The 14,700-nt window shown below is 60.6% G+C and carries 16 protein-coding genes; 8 read left to right on the top strand and 8 right to left on the bottom strand.

Annotated features, from left to right (window positions below; translation table 11 throughout):
* Positions 1 to 266: 266 nt before the first annotated feature.
* Positions 267 to 1,211 carry a glycosyl hydrolase family 5 gene (locus L6D82_RS25115; RefSeq protein WP_236191868.1) on the top strand — a complete coding sequence of 315 codons (945 nt, stop codon included), beginning with the start codon at positions 267 to 269 and terminating at the stop codon, positions 1,209 to 1,211.
* Between the two features lie 188 nt (positions 1,212 to 1,399).
* Complete coding sequence (gene tal / locus L6D82_RS25110) at positions 1,400 to 2,326, top strand: transaldolase (RefSeq protein ID WP_236191867.1); 927 nt, start codon at positions 1,400 to 1,402, stop codon at positions 2,324 to 2,326.
* Between the two features lie 73 nt (positions 2,327 to 2,399).
* Here the strand turns inward: tal and rssC are convergent, their stop codons facing one another.
* The 3 genes from rssC to L6D82_RS25095 all read right to left on the bottom strand — a co-directional run bounded on the left by rssC (position 2,400) and on the right by L6D82_RS25095 (position 5,075).
* The gene (rssC, locus tag L6D82_RS25105) at positions 2,400 to 2,882 is read right to left on the bottom strand and encodes an anti-sigma factor antagonist RssC (protein WP_003226553.1); all 483 of its coding nucleotides are present in this window, start codon (positions 2,880 to 2,882) and stop codon (positions 2,400 to 2,402) included.
* Positions 2,882 to 4,063, bottom strand: coding sequence for a two-component system response regulator RssB (gene rssB, locus L6D82_RS25100; protein WP_041475374.1), 1,182 nt, complete (start codon positions 4,061 to 4,063; stop codon positions 2,882 to 2,884). The genes rssC and rssB overlap by 1 nt, the downstream gene beginning before the upstream one ends.
* 322 nt (positions 4,064 to 4,385) lie before the next feature.
* Complete coding sequence (locus tag L6D82_RS25095) at positions 4,386 to 5,075, bottom strand: MlaA family lipoprotein (RefSeq protein WP_011335174.1); 690 nt, start codon at positions 5,073 to 5,075, stop codon at positions 4,386 to 4,388.
* 186 nt (positions 5,076 to 5,261) lie between these two features.
* Here L6D82_RS25095 and L6D82_RS25090 point away from each other — a divergent pair, with 186 nt between their 5' ends.
* Together L6D82_RS25090 and L6D82_RS25085 are read left to right on the top strand one after the other, a co-directional pair.
* On the top strand, positions 5,262 to 5,882 hold the full coding sequence (locus L6D82_RS25090; RefSeq protein WP_102718173.1) for an HAD superfamily inactivated hydrolase PcrP: 621 nt from the start codon (positions 5,262 to 5,264) through the stop codon (positions 5,880 to 5,882).
* Between the two features lie 108 nt (positions 5,883 to 5,990).
* A complete protein-coding gene (locus L6D82_RS25085; RefSeq protein WP_039772780.1) occupies positions 5,991 to 6,254 on the top strand; it encodes a DUF4404 family protein in 264 nt (87 codons plus the stop codon).
* Between the two features lie 63 nt (positions 6,255 to 6,317).
* Here L6D82_RS25085 and queF read toward each other — a convergent pair whose 3' ends face one another.
* Together queF and copI are read right to left on the bottom strand one after the other, a co-directional pair.
* Positions 6,318 to 7,148: an NADPH-dependent 7-cyano-7-deazaguanine reductase QueF gene (gene queF, locus L6D82_RS25080; RefSeq protein WP_236191866.1), complete on the bottom strand. Its 831-nt coding sequence runs from the start codon at positions 7,146 to 7,148 to the stop codon at positions 6,318 to 6,320.
* Between the two features lie 61 nt (positions 7,149 to 7,209).
* Positions 7,210 to 7,743: a copper-resistant cuproprotein CopI gene (gene copI / locus L6D82_RS25075; RefSeq protein WP_102688110.1), complete on the bottom strand. Its 534-nt coding sequence runs from the start codon at positions 7,741 to 7,743 to the stop codon at positions 7,210 to 7,212.
* Positions 7,744 to 7,897: 154 nt separating this feature from the next.
* Here copI and L6D82_RS25070 point away from each other — a divergent pair, with 154 nt between their 5' ends.
* Together L6D82_RS25070 and L6D82_RS25065 are read left to right on the top strand one after the other, a co-directional pair.
* The gene (locus tag L6D82_RS25070; protein ID WP_007951608.1) at positions 7,898 to 8,578 is read left to right on the top strand and encodes a heavy metal response regulator transcription factor; all 681 of its coding nucleotides are present in this window, start codon (positions 7,898 to 7,900) and stop codon (positions 8,576 to 8,578) included.
* Positions 8,578 to 9,915 carry a heavy metal sensor histidine kinase gene (locus L6D82_RS25065; RefSeq protein ID WP_102688109.1) on the top strand — a complete coding sequence of 446 codons (1,338 nt, stop codon included), beginning with the start codon at positions 8,578 to 8,580 and terminating at the stop codon, positions 9,913 to 9,915. The genes L6D82_RS25070 and L6D82_RS25065 overlap by 1 nt, the downstream gene beginning before the upstream one ends.
* A 119-nt stretch (positions 9,916 to 10,034) precedes the next feature.
* On the opposite strand, the gene L6D82_RS25060 is transcribed toward L6D82_RS25065, so the two are convergent.
* From L6D82_RS25060 to L6D82_RS25050, 3 genes are all read right to left on the bottom strand, one after another.
* Positions 10,035 to 11,279, bottom strand: a complete 1,245-nt coding sequence (locus L6D82_RS25060) for a lipoprotein-releasing ABC transporter permease subunit (protein ID WP_011335181.1) — start codon at positions 11,277 to 11,279, stop codon at positions 10,035 to 10,037.
* 63 nt (positions 11,280 to 11,342) lie between these two features.
* Positions 11,343 to 12,026 carry a lipoprotein-releasing ABC transporter ATP-binding protein LolD gene (gene lolD, locus L6D82_RS25055; RefSeq protein ID WP_167443782.1) on the bottom strand — a complete coding sequence of 228 codons (684 nt, stop codon included), beginning with the start codon at positions 12,024 to 12,026 and terminating at the stop codon, positions 11,343 to 11,345.
* A gap of 7 nt (positions 12,027 to 12,033) precedes the next feature.
* The gene (locus L6D82_RS25050) at positions 12,034 to 13,284 is read right to left on the bottom strand and encodes a lipoprotein-releasing ABC transporter permease subunit (RefSeq protein ID WP_039772786.1); all 1,251 of its coding nucleotides are present in this window, start codon (positions 13,282 to 13,284) and stop codon (positions 12,034 to 12,036) included.
* Between the two features lie 94 nt (positions 13,285 to 13,378).
* Between L6D82_RS25050 and L6D82_RS25045 the strand changes: the two genes are divergently transcribed.
* Together L6D82_RS25045 and L6D82_RS25040 are read left to right on the top strand one after the other, a co-directional pair.
* The gene (locus L6D82_RS25045; protein ID WP_236191865.1) at positions 13,379 to 13,960 is read left to right on the top strand and encodes a PilZ domain-containing protein; all 582 of its coding nucleotides are present in this window, start codon (positions 13,379 to 13,381) and stop codon (positions 13,958 to 13,960) included.
* Positions 13,961 to 13,974: 14 nt separating this feature from the next.
* Positions 13,975 to 14,697 carry a glycerophosphodiester phosphodiesterase gene (locus L6D82_RS25040; protein WP_007953017.1) on the top strand — a complete coding sequence of 241 codons (723 nt, stop codon included), beginning with the start codon at positions 13,975 to 13,977 and terminating at the stop codon, positions 14,695 to 14,697.
* The last annotated feature ends 3 nt before the right edge of the window (positions 14,698 to 14,700 follow it).

Here is a 14,700-nt window from a genome sequence, read left to right as displayed (position 1 = left end):
ATCGGCCAACATGCCTTGCACATTCGAATGAACCCGCAAGACCTTCCCTCACTCGGAAATAGATTCACCCTTAATACCGATGCATTAAGTACCACGGCCTCTAAAAGTCCCCCAACCAGAATTACCGGACTAAAAATAACTGTGATTTTCGGGCGAAAGTTTTCCGACAAAAAATAACATTCGTGCACTTCGCGCCCTCTTCGTCATCGAAATACAGGCAACGAGATAACAATTGGCTAGATGTCATTCTCATCAGGAGAGCAGACATGAAATCAGCACATCTCAAACATCTTGGTGCCGCCGCCCTGTTGATGCTCAGTGCTACCGCGCAGGTTCACGCCAGCACGTTGTTCCCGTCACTGCCCGCCAGAACCATCGGCGTTCAGGTCAAGATCCAGAACTTCACCCCGGCCGACGCCGAGCAGATCAAGGCGGCGGGATTCAGTTTCGTGCGCTTCGGCGTGTGGAGCGACAGCCTCGGCGCCAAGGCCTATCAGAAACAGATCAGCGATGCGTTCGCGGCGGCGAGGTCCGCCGGCTTGCCGGTCTTGATGACTGTGCGCGCCACCAAGCCGTTGACCGGCGACCTGACAACCGCCGGTGAAGCGTTCGCCAACGCGGTGAGCGGGCTTGAGCAAGTATGGAGCACACAACTGGTGGGGATCGAAATCTGGAACGAGCCGGATCTCGACACCTACTGGCCCACCGGAGACTTCAAAAACACCTTCGTGCCGTTCATGACGGCCATGTGCAAGACGCTGCAGGGCAAACCGCAATCGACGCCTCTGGTAGGCTTCGGTTTTGCCCGCCCGCCGACGGCCGGTTCCGCCTCGACCGTGGCACTCAACAGCATTCTCGGCACCTATCCTGAGTGCCTGGACGCCATTTCCTACCACCCCTACGGCATGACCGCGACACAGATCATTAACGCGCAGAACTTCATTCAGCAAAACTTCCGTCTGCCGGGCGTCATCAGTGAATGGGGCATCTCGGCGCTCGCTTCAAACGGTGGGCCGGAAGGGCAAGCCAGTAAAATCTCTGCGTTCATCGCGGATGTTAAAAAACTCAACATTCCGCTGACGTCGATTTATGAATGGAAGAACAGCGAGTCGGGGAGCAACGACCGGGAGAAGAATTTCGGCCTGCTGACCTCCGATGGCCAGCCGAAACCGGCACAGGCGGCGGTCTCGACGCATTTGAACGCCGATTAAGCCGTACAGCGGGTCGGTTGCTTTGAACCTGTGGTTCTTTTTGGCATCGTATTGATCGATAACGCGCCCCGCCTTTCAAACAGCCGTTTTCAGGTTGTTGCCACCGGGGCGCTCGATACGCCGACATGCCCTTGAGTGGCTGTCGGCGCTCGGGTAATGTCACCAGACCCATAGGACAGAGCACGCTCATGACTTCCAAGCTGGAACAACTCAAACAGTTCACCACCGTCGTGGCCGACACCGGCGACTTCGAAGCGATTGCCCGGGTCAAACCGGTCGACGCCACCACCAACCCTTCCCTGCTGCTCAAGGCAGCCGCGATTCCGGCCTACGCCGAACTGCTGAACGCCAGCGTGCGCGACTGCAAGGGCGATGTCGGCCTGGCCAGCGACCGTTTCGGCGTCGCAGTCGGTCAGGAAATCCTCAAGGTCATTCCGGGCCGCATTTCCACCGAAGTGGATGCGCGCCTGTCGTTCGACAAGGACGCAGTGCTCAAACGCGCCCACCGCCTGATCGAACTGTACGACAAGGCCGGCGTCGGCCGTGACCGCGTGCTGATCAAGATCGCCTCGACCTGGGAAGGCATCCGCGCCGCCGAGATCCTCGAGAAGGAAGGCATCCAGACCAACCTGACCCTGCTGTTCTCCTTCGCTCAGGCCGCTGCCTGCGCCGATGCCGGCGTGTTCCTGATCTCGCCGTTCGTGGGCCGCATCTACGACTGGTACAAGAAGGCCAACGGCAACGACTACACCGGTGCCGACGATCCGGGCGTGCAGTCCGTGACGCGCATCTACAACTACTACAAGGCCAATGACTACAAGACCGTGGTCATGGGCGCGAGCTTCCGCAACCTCAACCAGATCGAGCAACTGGCCGGCTGCGACCGCCTGACCATCAGCCCGGACCTGATCGACAAGCTGGCAGCCGACACCGGTAAGCTGGAACGCAAACTCGCTCCGGGCCATGCCGGCGAAGCGCGCCTGAGCCTCAACGAAGCGCAATTCCGCTGGTTGTCCAACGAAGACGCGATGGCCACCGAGAAACTGGCCGAAGGCATCCGTCAGTTTGCCCGTGACCAGGAAAAACTCGAGGCGCTGCTGCAAGCCAAGCTGTAATCGGCCGAGCGCAAATGCAAAAAGGGCGAACCCTCACAGGTTCGCCCTTTTTTGTGCCTCGCGTTCTGGCTGATCAGTGCCGTTCGAGGGCATTCACCAGGTCATGGAAGGCTTCGCGGTTGGAGTCGTTCAGGCCCATGAGGATCTTGTGCGCTTCGAGCACCTTGATCCGCACCACCTCTTCCGACTGATCCTGATCCGGCAGGTCATCGAGGCATTCCGGGCACGGCACGGGATGGTTGACGATATTGAACACCTGCTCGAAACCCATCGACTGCAACAGACGGGTGATGTCCTCGTGGGTGGTGACCACGGTCGGCAGCAAGCCGACCTTCTGCCGCGACAGGATCGACAGCTTGGCCAACAGGCCCAAGGTGGTGCTGTCGATGCTGCGGGTTTCGGTCAAATCGATCACGATCGCGTTGAAATTCAGCGCGGTGAAGATTTTTTCAATAGTCGCATCCAACGCCGAACACAGGGTCAGGCGAACTTCACCGACGAACTTCAGGACGAAGGTGCCGTCCTGCTCGGCGAACTGGATTCTACCGGTACTCATCAAAGATTCCTGCTCAACACCAACAGGGCGATATCATCCGGCATCTCCCCTAGCGTGGCCAATCCAAAAACCTGCCGCAGACCATCCAGGCTGCCGCCCGCCGACTTTACCTTTTGCGGTAAAGCGGCTTCTTTCTCTTTGAGTGTGGGCTCTGGCAAAAGATCCAGAATGCCATCAGACATCAGCGTCAGGCTGAACGTCGGTGGCAGTTCGAGCACGTGGTCTTCGTAGGTGGCTTCATTGAAAAGCCCCACGGGCAGACCGCGCCCCTCGAGGTAGCGAACACTGTCAGGCGTGTACAACACAGGCAACGGCAGATGGCCGCCGATGCTATAGGTCAACAAACCGGTCTCCTCGTCGATGACTCCACCGACCATTGTGACGTGTTTACCCAGCTTACAACTGATCAGCCCCCGGTTGATATGACCGAGGACTTCCGAAGGCTTGAATTCCGGCAGCGTGCCGTTGCGCTTGGATTCGAACAGCAGGCGCGTAGTCATGAACTTCAGCAGCACGGTGACGAACGCCGAAGAGGCGCCATGACCCGATACATCCGCCAGATAGAACGCTACCCGGCGCTCGTCGACCCGGAAGTAGTCGACAAAATCACCCGACAGGTACAGCGACGGGATGATCTGGTGCGCAAACCTGAATTCGTCGATGGCCCATGGACTTTCCGGCAGCATGTTCATCTGCACCTGGCGACCGGCGTTCTGGTCTTCCTGGAGCAGGTTCAGGCTGGCTTCGAGTTCGCGGTTGGCCTTTTCCAGTTTCTCGCGATAGCGCTGGTTTTCCAGCAGCAGACGCGCACGATCCAGGGCCCGGCGCACGGAGTGCTCGAGCACGGCCAGATCTTCGAGAGGCTTGATCAGGTAGTCCGCCGCGCCCAGGCGCAGGGCCTCGACCGCGTCGTTCATCACGCCGGCGCCCGAGACAACGATCACCGGAGTCTGCGGTGACCGCTCAGTGACCTGACGGATGAGTTCGAGACCGCCCATCTGCGGCATGCGCAGATCGCAGATGACCAAGTCGGGCGTGTCTTGCTCGAATACCTGAAGACCCTGCTGGCCGTTACTGGCCTGCAAGACGCTGAAACCACTGTCTTCCAAATAGGCCGCGAGGCTCGCGCGCACTACTTCGTCATCATCGATTATCAGCAGCGTGGCACTGGTTTTTGGCATGTGGGCAAACGGCGCCAGAATTAGGTTGGCGTAGCAGGCGGGGCAACGGCCCGGCGCAGACTACTGGATTCGCTTTCTAGCCTCTCTGCTGCACCGCTTCGGAGCGTTTGCCCCGCACACGGTTGCACCAGAGGTGCCCTTCTAAGGCGCAGACGGTACTCCCATCCTTCGAGCGTTTCAAGCATGCGCCGATGGTCGCTTGGAGACTTTGTTTGTCAAATCACTCGCAGTTATAAGAACGGCTTCAACCGTAACCCAATCATTGGACGCGCCCACAAAAAAGGCGACCTCGCGGTCGCCCTTTTGTACCGATCAATCGAGATCAGAAATCGTCTTCGACCTGCCCGTCCTTGACCTTGAACTCGCGGTTCTGCAGGTAGGCGTTGCGGATGAAGGTGTACTTGTCGCCGCTGATCAGCTTCTCGCTCGACAGCAGGCTGGCGCGGGTGTCGACGATGTTCAGGCCGAAAATCGAGTTACGTACCGGCACATCGTTGATGTAGCGGTACGGGCCGGTGAAGCTGTCGACGTACTTGGACGGCGCGTCGCGCAGGGTGCTCGGGCCCATCAGCGGCAGCATCACGTAAGGGCCGCTGCCGACGCCCCAATAGCCGAGGGTCTGGCCGAAGTCTTCGTCGCTGCGGTTCAGGCCCATTTTGGTGCCGACATCGAAGAAACCGAGCAGGCCGAAAGTGGTGTTGAAGATCAGGCGAGCGGTGTCGACGCCAGCGGCGGCCGGTTTGGCCTGAAGAATGTTGTTCGCCAGGTTGGTGACATCACCGACGTTGCGGAACATGTTGTGGATGCCGTCTTCCAGGAATTGCGGAGTAACAAATTCGTACCCCTGCGCCAGAGGCTTCAGCGCATAGGTGTCGACGAAATCGTTGAACTGGAAGATCGGACGGTTGACGCTTTCCCAAGGGTCTTCTTCCGTTGCGGCCTGCGCGGCGAACGGCACCAGCATCACGCTGGCACATACACAAAGCTGAGCAAGAGGATGGCTCCAGCGCATAGAAAACTCCTTGGATAGTACGGACGCAGCACCTGGGCCGCGGCGATTAGTGCGTCAGTATAAGACGGAAACGGCGCTTTAGGCAGTTCCCCCGGTGAAACCCACTGTAGGACGCTTCGTCATTGGCCTGTCATGCAACTGTCACCGACATTGCCTAGCCTGATCGCTATTTCAGGGACGTTTTCCATGCCTCAAGCCGAAGCCTTGCCCCTCGCGGCACCGACGCTGACCGCCGTGCTGTTCGGACTCAGTGGTTGTCTGGTGGACTTCGGCGCTCGCGCTCGTCATCACACCAGCGTCGGCCCGGAACACGCCGACGTCACACCCGGCGCCCTCGACAGCCTGCGCAGCCTGCAACGCCAGCAAATCCCCTGCGCCTGGCTTGATGAGCTGTCCACGGCCTGCACTCAGGTACTCTCATCGGCGCTACCTGACTGGATCAAACCGTCGCAACATTCGGCAACAATCAATCCGTGGCCGGCGCCCGATGCCTGCTGGCAAGCGTTGATGGGCTTGAATGTCGATCGCCTCGACGGTTGCGTGCTGGTCAGCGGCGAACCGCGCCTGCTGCAATCGGGTCTGAACGCGGGGCTTTGGACCATTGGCCTGGCGTCGTGCGGCTCGCTGTGCGGCCTGGCGCCGGGCGAATGGCAAGCCCTGAGCCAGAAGGAGCGCGAACAGCTGCGCGGCAAGGCGACGGTGCAGCTGTTCGGCCTCGGCGTGCACTCGGTGATCGATCATCTGGGCGAACTCGACACTTGTCTGGCGGACATCAGCCTGCGCCGTCTCAAAGGCGAAAAGCCCTGACCGGGATCATGCAGGTTGGCCAAGAGTGGATTAGTCTTAAGGAGAGACATAGACCTTTGGCGCACGGCTGCGGTCTATGCCAGTGCCTCTCGATAAAAGGAAACAACCATGCCCGCTCAAGAACTGCAGAAACAGCTCAATGCCCTGCGCGAGCAACTGGATCAAAATCCTCCGCTGACCGAAGCCGAGCGCGCTGATCTACATGCCCTGATGGAACAGATCGAACTGGAACTTGAACTGGAAACCAAAACCAAGGACTCCAACATTGCCGATGGCGTAAACCTTGCCGTTGAGCGCTTTGAAGTTGATCACCCCACCATCGCCGGCACACTGCGCAACATCATGAATTCCCTGGTCAGCATGGGCATCTGAAACCCGCGAATGCAAAAAAGCCCTGCCATCACTGGCAGGGCTTTTTCATGTCCGCGATGCGGGTTACTGACGAACCAGACGATGGTTCGGCAGTTGCACGCTTTCAGTGCTGCGATAAGGGTTGATGTCCAGCCCGCCCCGGCGCACATAACGCGCGAACACCGCGAGTTTTTCCGGTTTCAAAAGGCGCTGCAGGTCGAGGAAGATCCGCTCCACGCACTGCTCGTGGAAGTCCGAGTGCTGACGGAAGCTGACGATGTACTCCAGCAGGCTGGCGTGATCCAGCGCCGCGCCACGGTATTCCACCACCACGCTGCCCCAGTCGGGCTGACTGGTCACCGGGCAGTTGGATTTGAGCAGATGGCTGTGCACGCTCTCCTCCACCACCCGCGAATCGTCGCAGCGCAGCAGTTCAGGACGCGGGTGTTCGTAGTTGCTGACGCTGATATCCAGATCGTCGATGCACACGCCCGGCAGCGCGACAACGCCTTCGGCTTCGACGTCTTTCAGGCTGCGAACCCGCACGCCCACCGGTTTGCCGGCAGCAGCGGACAAGTCCTTGACCAGCGTCGCTTCAAGGCTCGCGATGTCGGCGAAAGGCGTCTGGTTCAGCGAGTTCAGGTAGAGCTTGAACGACTTGGATTCAATGATGTTCGGCGAATCCGCCGGAATGCTGAATTCACCGATCGCCACCACCGGTTTGCCCGACGGCAGCAGCCACGACAGTTCGAAGCAGTTCCAGAAATCCACGCCTTTATACGGCAGGGTTTCGGCGGTCAGGCCCAGCTCGGCCCATTTCGCGGTGCGCGGGATCGGGAACAGCAGGGACGGCGTGTACGTGGCGATGTATTCGCTGGATTTGCCCAGCGGCGAATGTTCGGCTGCGGGATGCATGGCGGAAACCTGACTGAAGAATCAGCGGATTCTACCAGCCTTTGCTCCCGCCTTTGAGTGCTTACTGACTGACTGTCAGTTTGCCGACCATTCCGGCCTGGTAATGCCCGGGAATGTTGCAGGCAAATTCCAGGTTTACCGCTTTGCTGAAGGTCCAGGTCAACTCGGCGGTCTTGCCCGGCTCCACCAGCACGCTGTTGGGGTCGTCATGCTTCATGCCGTGGCCCATCGAGCTGTGATCCATGCCCGCCATGTCGTGGGACATTTCCTTCATGCCGGTCGGCGTGAGCATGCCGCTTTGCTGCATCTGTAACATTTCCTGCTGATGTTTTGCATGCATCGCCGCGTCGCCGAGGTTGAATTCGTGCAGCAACTGGCCTTTATTCACCAGCACGAAACGAACGGTCTCACCGGCCTTGATCTCGATCGCCTTCGGATCAAAGCTCATGTCGCCCATCACCACTTCGATGCTGCGGGTGGCCTTGGCCGCCGGAGCCGGCTGGCCGAAGTCATAGGTGTGCGCCGGCGATGCCCACAGCGGCGAACTGAGCGCCAGCAGACACGCGGCAAGGGCCAGACGATTGCGCAAAAACATAGTCGTACTCCAACAAATCAAGGTTCAGCCTGTGGGAAACTCTAGCCCGCCTGCGCTGGCAGCGACCTGACAGGGAGATTACAACTTTGTCAGGTTGGCGCGCACCGCGTGAGCCCACGGTATAACGTCCTCGTTCCCGCAACCCGAGTCGCCCATGAAACTGCTCATCGTCGAAGACCAACCCAAAACCGGCCAGTACCTGCGCCAGGGCCTGACCGAGGCCGGTTTCAACACCGAACTGGTGGCCGACGGCACCACCGGCCAGCAATTGGCGTTGAGCGGCGACTATGCGCTGCTGATCCTCGACGTGATGCTGCCCGGTCGCAATGGCTGGCAGATTCTGCAAGCGGTGCGCAGCGCCGGTCTGGAAACGCCGATCCTGTTTTTGACCGCCAAGGACACCGTTGAAGACCGGGTTCACGGCCTCGAACTGGGCGCCGACGACTACCTGGTCAAACCGTTCGCCTTCTCCGAATTGCTGGCGCGGGTGCGCAGCCTGTTGCGCCGCGGCAGTTCCACGCCCCAGGAAACCAGTCTGCGCCTGGCCGATCTGAGCCTGGACCTGATCCGCCGCCGGGTCGAACGCAGCGGTCAACGCATCGACCTCACCGCCAAAGAGTTCGCTCTGCTGGAAATGCTTTTGCGCCGCCAGGGCGAAGTGCTGCCCAAATCGCTGATCGCCTCGCAGGTCTGGGACATGAACTTCGACAGCGACACCAATGTGATCGAAGTGGCGATTCGTCGACTGCGTCTGAAGATTGATGACGACTTCCCCCACAAGCTGATTCACACCGTACGCGGCATGGGTTACGTCCTTGAAGAGCGTGCCGACTGATGCGCCGACTGTCCTTGAGCGGTCGGCTGGCGCTTTTGTTCGCCGGCTGCACCGCCGTGGTTTCGCTGGTCGCCGGGGTCGTTTTCAATCGGGCCAGCGAGGGTCACTTCATCGAGCTCGACCAGCAACTGCTCGAAGGAAAACTGCTCAGCGTACGTCAGACACTGCTGAGTGGTAGCGACGCCGCGCACATCACCGATGAGTTGAGCCAACAGGGCGATGTCTCGCTGCGCATCAGCAGCCCTGAGGGACAACGCTGGTTCGGCCGTTCGTTGCATACGCCGGCGAATCTGCCGCAGCAACCCGGTCTGGCCACCATCAGCGACAACGGCACCGACTATCGCCTGCTCAACGCCGCGCTTGAACCGGAAAAACCGGATTCCCCGCAATTGACCTTGCTGCTGGACATCACCCACCACCAGCACTTCCTGCAACGCATGCAGCATCTGATCTGGCTGACCGTCGGCCTGTCGGCGCTGGCCACCGCGCTGCTCGGCGCCTGGGCGGCCCGCAGTGGTCTTCGCCCGTTACGCCGCATGAGTGCGGTGGCCCGTGGGATTTCGGCGCAATCGCTGAATGCCCGACTGCCGGAAGCGCGGATGCCCGCAGAACTCGCGGAACTGGCCCACAGCTTCAACGCCATGCTCGGACGCCTCGATGACTCCTTTCAGCGACTGTCAGCGTTCTCCGCCGACATCGCCCATGAGCTGCGCACCCCATTGTCGAACCTGCTGACCCACACGCAGGTCACTCTCACCCGCCCTCGCCCCCTCGAAGACTATCGCGAAGCGCTGCACAGCAACCTCGAAGAGCTGCAATGGATGGCGCAACTGGTCAACGACATGCTTTATCTGGCCAAGGCCGACCACGGCTTGCTGGTACCCAAGCGTGAACCGCTGGAGCTGGCGGAAGAAGCCGATGCGTTGCTGGAGTTTTTTGCGCCGCTGGCCGAAGACGCTCAGGTCAGCCTGAGCCGTGACGGTTATGGGCGGTTTGCGGGTGATCGCGCGATGTTGCGCCGGGCGCTGTCGAACCTGCTGGATAACGCGTTGCGCTTTACCCCTGCTAACGGCGAAGTACGCGTGCGGGTAGCCGAGCAGGCGAAATCCTTGAGCGTGACGGTGGAGAACAGTGGCGAAGGGATTTCTGCTGAGTTGCTGCCGCGCTTGTTCGACCGCTTCTACCGGGCGGATCCGGCGCGCCAGGAAGGCAGCAGCGAGCATGCGGGATTGGGGCTGGCGATTACTCAGTCGATCATCCGGGCCCATGGCGGGCAGATTCATTGCGAATCGGCTCAGGGCTGGACGCGGTTTGTGATTGAGTTGCCTCGAAGCTGATCGTTCCCACGCTCTGCGTGGGAATGCAGCCCGGGGCGCTCTGCGCCCCTTAAGAGCCGAACGCGGAGCGTCCGTTGATGCATTCCCACGCGGAGCGTGGGAACGAGCATCGCGTGAACTTACGAATAGCGCAACGCGTGCGCCGGTTCGATCTTCGCCGCTCGCCAGGCCGGGTAAACGGTGGCCAGGAAGCTGAGGATGAAGCCCGCCGAGCAGATCAACAGCACGTCGCCGCCCTGCAATTCCGATGGCAGGTTGCTGACGAAATAAACGTCCGAACTGAAGATGTGCTGCCCGGTCACTCGCTCGACCCAGCCCACCATCTCACTGACATTCAGCGCAGCAATCACGCCCAGCACGCCACCGATGATGGTGCCGACGATGCCGATCACCGTGCCCTGCACCATGAAGATCGCCATGATCTGCCGTGGTGTGGCGCCGATAGTGCGCAGGATCGCGATGTCCGCGCCCTTGTCGTTTACCACCATGATCAGGGTCGCGATGATGTTGAACGCCGCCACCGCGACGATCATCAGCAGCAACAGGCCGATCATGGTTTTTTCCATCTTCATCGCGCTGAACAGGCTGCCCTGGGTGTGGGTCCAGTCGTCAGCCTTGAAGTCGGCGCCGAGGCCGCTGGCGATGTCCGACGAAACCTTCGGCGCGGCGTACAGATCCTTCACCGCCAGACGCACGCTCTGCACCTGATTCGGCTCCCAGTGCTGCATGGTCGCGGCGTCGGAGACGTGGATCAGGCCCATGGAACCGTCGAGTTCGGCACCGACCTTGAACACGCCGACCACGTTCAGGCGCTGCATGCGCGGGGTGATGCCGCCCGGTGCGGTGCTGACTTCCGGCACGATCAGGGTAATCTTGTCGCCGACGTTGAGGCGGAAACGCCGGGCAGTGATTTCACCCAGCACTACGCCGAATTCACCAGGCTTCAAGGCATCGAGACGGCCCTGAACAATGTGCTGGGCAACGATCGACACCTTGCCTTCCTGAGCCGGGTCGACGCCGCTGATCTGGATCGGCTGCATCATGCCCTTGTAGGACAGCATGCCTTCCATCTCGGTGAACGGCACGGCGGCGGTCACTTCCGGGTTCTTCATCGCAGCGGCGGCCACTGGCTGCCAGTCGTCGATCGGCTTGACGCCGACGATGGTCGCGTGAGGCACCATGCCGAGGATGCGCGAGCTCATTTCGCGCTGGAAGCCGTTCATCACCGACAGCACCACGATCATCGCCAGCACGCCGAGGGCGAGGCCGATCATCGAGGTCATCGATATGAACGAAACAAAGCGATTGCGGCGCTTGGCGCGGGTATAGCGCGTGCCGATAAAGATCGATAACGGTCTGAACATTCGCTGGGGCACCGTATAAAAATAAAAGACCCGATGCCTTTTCAGGCACCGGGTTTCAAGCCGTCAGATGGGGGTCAGGCAACCTTCCTGCAATTGCAGGACGCGGTCCATCTGGCGAGCCAGGTTCATGTCGTGAGTCACCACCAGAAACGCCGTGCGCATCGAAGTGCTGAGTTCCAGCATCAGATCCTGAATGCCTTCGGCGGTGTGGGAGTCGAGGTTGCCGGTCGGCTCGTCGAGCATCACCAGCCCTGGATTGTTCACCAGCGCACGGGCGATGGCCACGCGCTGACGTTCGCCACCGGACAGTTCCGCCGGCTTGTGTTCCAGGCGATGGCCCAGCCCCACTCGCTCCAGCAACGCCGTGGCACGCTGACGCGCTTCCGGGATCGCGGTCTTGCCGATCAGCAGAGGCATGCAGACGTTTTCCAGAGCGGTGAATTCCGGCAGCAGGTGATGGAACTGGTACACGAACCCGAGGGCGCGGTTACGCAGCAGGCCACGCTTCTTCTCGCTCAGCGCCGAGAGTTCTTCACCGTCGAGCCAGACACTGCCCTTGGTCGGCGTGTCGAGACCGCCCAACAGGTTGAGCAAGGTACTTTTGCCCGAACCGGATTTGCCGACGATCGCCACCCGCTCGCCTGGATGCAGTTCCAGTTGCAGGTTGGCCAGCACTTCCACCGACTCCGGGCCTTCCTCGTAGGATTTGCCCAGGTTGCGGCAGCTCAAGATTGCTTTTTCACTCATGCCCGACTCACTCATAACGTAGCGCCTCCGCCGGCTGGGTGCGCGCGGCACGCCAGGCTGGATACAGGGTGGCGAGGAAACTCAGGACCAACGCAGCGGCGCAGACCATGACCACGTCCTGGCTCTGCACCTGCGACGGCAGGTAATCGATGAAATACACGTCGGCGTTGAGGAATTTGTGTCCGATCACGCCTTCGAGGGCCGAAATCGCGGCGCTGACGTTGAGCGCGGCGAAGATCCCGACCACGGCGCCGATGGCCGTGCCGACCACGCCGATCACCGTGCCCTGCACCATGAACGTGCGCATGATCGTGCCCGGCGTGGCGCCCAGTGTGCGCAGAATGGCGATGTCGCCCTTCTTGTCGTTCACCACCATCACCAGCGTGGAAATGATGTTGAACGCGGCAACGGCGACGATCAGCAGCAACAACAGGCCAATCATGGCTTTTTCCATGCGGATCGCCTGATACAGATTGCCGTGGGTACGGGTCCAGTCGCGGGCGTAGTAACGGTCTTCGCCGAGGCGTTGAGCGATGTTCCACGCCTCACGCGGCGCCTGGAACAGATCGTCGAACTTCAGGCGCAGGCCCTGTACCTGATCAGGCTTCCAGCGGTGCATCTTCGCCAGATCCTGCAGGTTGGTGACGCCCAGGTAACCGTCGAGTTCACCGGCGCCGACATGGAAGATGCCGACCACGGTGAAGCGTTTCATGCGCGGGAACATCCCGGCCGGGGTCACGCTGACCTCCGGCGCGACGAAGGTGATCTTGTCACCGAGGCCCACGCCGAGCTTGGTCGCGGCCTTGTCGCCGATCACGATGCCGAAGCTGCCCGGCGTCAGATCGTCGAGTTTGCCCTGCTTCATGAAGTTGTCGATGATCGAGACGTTGCGTTCCAGCGCCGGATCGATGGCATTGAGCAACACCTTGGACACCTGGCCGTTGTTGGTCAGCAATCCCTGCATCTGGGTAAACGGCGCAACGGCCGCCACCTGCGGGTTCTGCTTGACCTTGGCGGCCAGGCTCGGCCAGTCGTTGATGGCTTCACCGGACTCGATGGTCGCGTGGGGCACCATGCCCAGCACGCGGGTGCGCATCTCATGATCGAAGCCGTTCATCACCGACAGCACCACGATCATCACGACCACGCCAAGGGCGAGCCCGATCATCGAAGTCAGGGAAATGAATGACACAAAATGATTGCGACGCTTTGCACGGGTATAACGCGTGCCGATAAATACGAAGAGAGGTCTGAACATGTCGGGGCTTGTTCGGAGGGAAAAGGAACGTCCTTGTGGCGGGGGTCGATAACCAGCTTTACACTCAGACCACCGCCGCTACCATGGGTTCGCCATGTCGACATTAGATGAAGAAGATCGCCGCGAATACTACCGTATCGAGGACACGATCGCACTGGAAATTCGGCCCCTGTCCGCTCCCGAAGCCGCAGGCCAGGAAGTGTTGCAGGATGCTTCTCCACTGTTCAACCTGCTCAGCGAATTGCACCTGAGCGAATTCGAGTCGCAGCACCTGCTGCGCCAGATCAGCGAACGCGACCGCGCCATCGCGGCGTTCCTGAAATCCCAGAACAAACGCATCGACCTGCTCAGCCAGGTGGTCGCCCTGAGCGTGCTCGGCCATATCGGCGAGCCGCAACCGGTGATCATTTCCGAGGGCGGCATCGACTTCCAGCACCCGACCCCGATCGCCACCGGCGCCCACCTGTCGGTGAAACTGGTGCTGATGCCCCAGGCGCTTGGCCTGTTGCTGCGCGCACGCGTCACCCATTGCGACCGCAAGGGCGACGGCTACGACGTCGGCACCGAGTTCGAACACCTGACCGACGCCCAGCGCCAGTTGCTCGCCCGCTATATCTTGCAGAAGCAGGCCCAGGAACGACGTCTGGCCCGCGAACAGAACGAATCAGGCATCTAAATTAAGGAAGAACCGTGACCCTTATCTACGGCCACCGCGGCGCCAAGGGCGAAGCACCGGAAAACACCCTGAGCAGTTTTCAGGAATGTCTCAAGCACGGCGTGCGCCGCTGCGAGCTGGACCTGCACCTGTCCAAGGACGGCGAGCTGATGGTCATCCACGACCCGACCCTCAAGCGCACCACCGACCGGCGCGGCAAGGTGGTCGAGCACACCGCCGCCGATCTTGTGACCTACGACGCGCGCAAGGGCGGCCCGGGCTGGATCAAGCCATGCCCGATTCCGACCCTGGAAGAACTGTTCGAAAAGTGCGATTTCGAGCACTGGCAGCTGGAAGTCAAAAGCGCTTCGCGCACCCGCGCCGCGACCACCGTGCTGGCGATCCGTGAAATGGCGGTCAGACACGGGCTGCTCGACAAGGTGACAATCACCTCGAGTTCGCGGGAAGTATTGAAGGCTGCGCTGGATCTGGTGCCCGACGTGTCACGCGGCCTGGTGGCCGAATATGCCTGGCTCGACCCATTGAAGGTCGCGCAAAGTTACGGTTGCGAGATTCTGGCGTTGAACTGGACGCTGTGTACGCCGGAACGCCTGCAAAAGGCGCAGCGTCAGGGGCTGCATGTGTCGGTGTGGACCGTCAACGAGCCTGCGCTGATGCGCAGACTCGCCGACTTCGGCGTTGACAGCCTGATTACAGACTTTCCCGGTTTGGCCACTGCCACCCTCGGGAATTGCTGAAAT

The sequence above is a fragment of the Pseudomonas paraglycinae genome (assembly GCF_021601625.1).
Lineage (GTDB): Bacteria > Pseudomonadota > Gammaproteobacteria > Pseudomonadales > Pseudomonadaceae > Aquipseudomonas > Aquipseudomonas paraglycinae.
This window is presented reverse-complemented; position numbering and strand designations above follow the sequence as displayed.

Bases quoted from the DNA above. Each gene is read 5' to 3' on its own strand.
- queF (WP_236191866.1), bottom strand. From the start codon at position 7,148: ATGCATCCCGCAGCCGAACATTCGCCGCTGGGCAAATCCAGCGAATAC.
- L6D82_RS25090 (WP_102718173.1), top strand. From the start codon at position 5,262: ATGCCTCAAGCCGAAGCCTTGCCCCTCGCGGCACCGACGCTGACCGCC.
- L6D82_RS25045 (WP_236191865.1), top strand. From the start codon at position 13,379: ATGTCGACATTAGATGAAGAAGATCGCCGCGAATACTACCGTATCGAG.
- L6D82_RS25050 (WP_039772786.1), bottom strand. From the start codon at position 13,284: ATGTTCAGACCTCTCTTCGTATTTATCGGCACGCGTTATACCCGTGCA.
- L6D82_RS25095 (WP_011335174.1), bottom strand. From the start codon at position 5,075: ATGCGCTGGAGCCATCCTCTTGCTCAGCTTTGTGTATGTGCCAGCGTG.
- L6D82_RS25060 (WP_011335181.1), bottom strand. From the start codon at position 11,279: ATGTTCAGACCGTTATCGATCTTTATCGGCACGCGCTATACCCGCGCC.
- L6D82_RS25085 (WP_039772780.1), top strand. From the start codon at position 5,991: ATGCCCGCTCAAGAACTGCAGAAACAGCTCAATGCCCTGCGCGAGCAA.
- copI (WP_102688110.1), bottom strand. From the start codon at position 7,743: ATGTTTTTGCGCAATCGTCTGGCCCTTGCCGCGTGTCTGCTGGCGCTC.
- rssC (WP_003226553.1), bottom strand. From the start codon at position 2,882: ATGAGTACCGGTAGAATCCAGTTCGCCGAGCAGGACGGCACCTTCGTC.
- lolD (WP_167443782.1), bottom strand. From the start codon at position 12,026: ATGAGTGAAAAAGCAATCTTGAGCTGCCGCAACCTGGGCAAATCCTAC.
- tal (WP_236191867.1), top strand. From the start codon at position 1,400: ATGACTTCCAAGCTGGAACAACTCAAACAGTTCACCACCGTCGTGGCC.
- L6D82_RS25115 (WP_236191868.1), top strand. From the start codon at position 267: ATGAAATCAGCACATCTCAAACATCTTGGTGCCGCCGCCCTGTTGATG.
- L6D82_RS25070 (WP_007951608.1), top strand. From the start codon at position 7,898: ATGAAACTGCTCATCGTCGAAGACCAACCCAAAACCGGCCAGTACCTG.
- rssB (WP_041475374.1), bottom strand. From the start codon at position 4,063: ATGCCAAAAACCAGTGCCACGCTGCTGATAATCGATGATGACGAAGTA.
- L6D82_RS25065 (WP_102688109.1), top strand. From the start codon at position 8,578: ATGCGCCGACTGTCCTTGAGCGGTCGGCTGGCGCTTTTGTTCGCCGGC.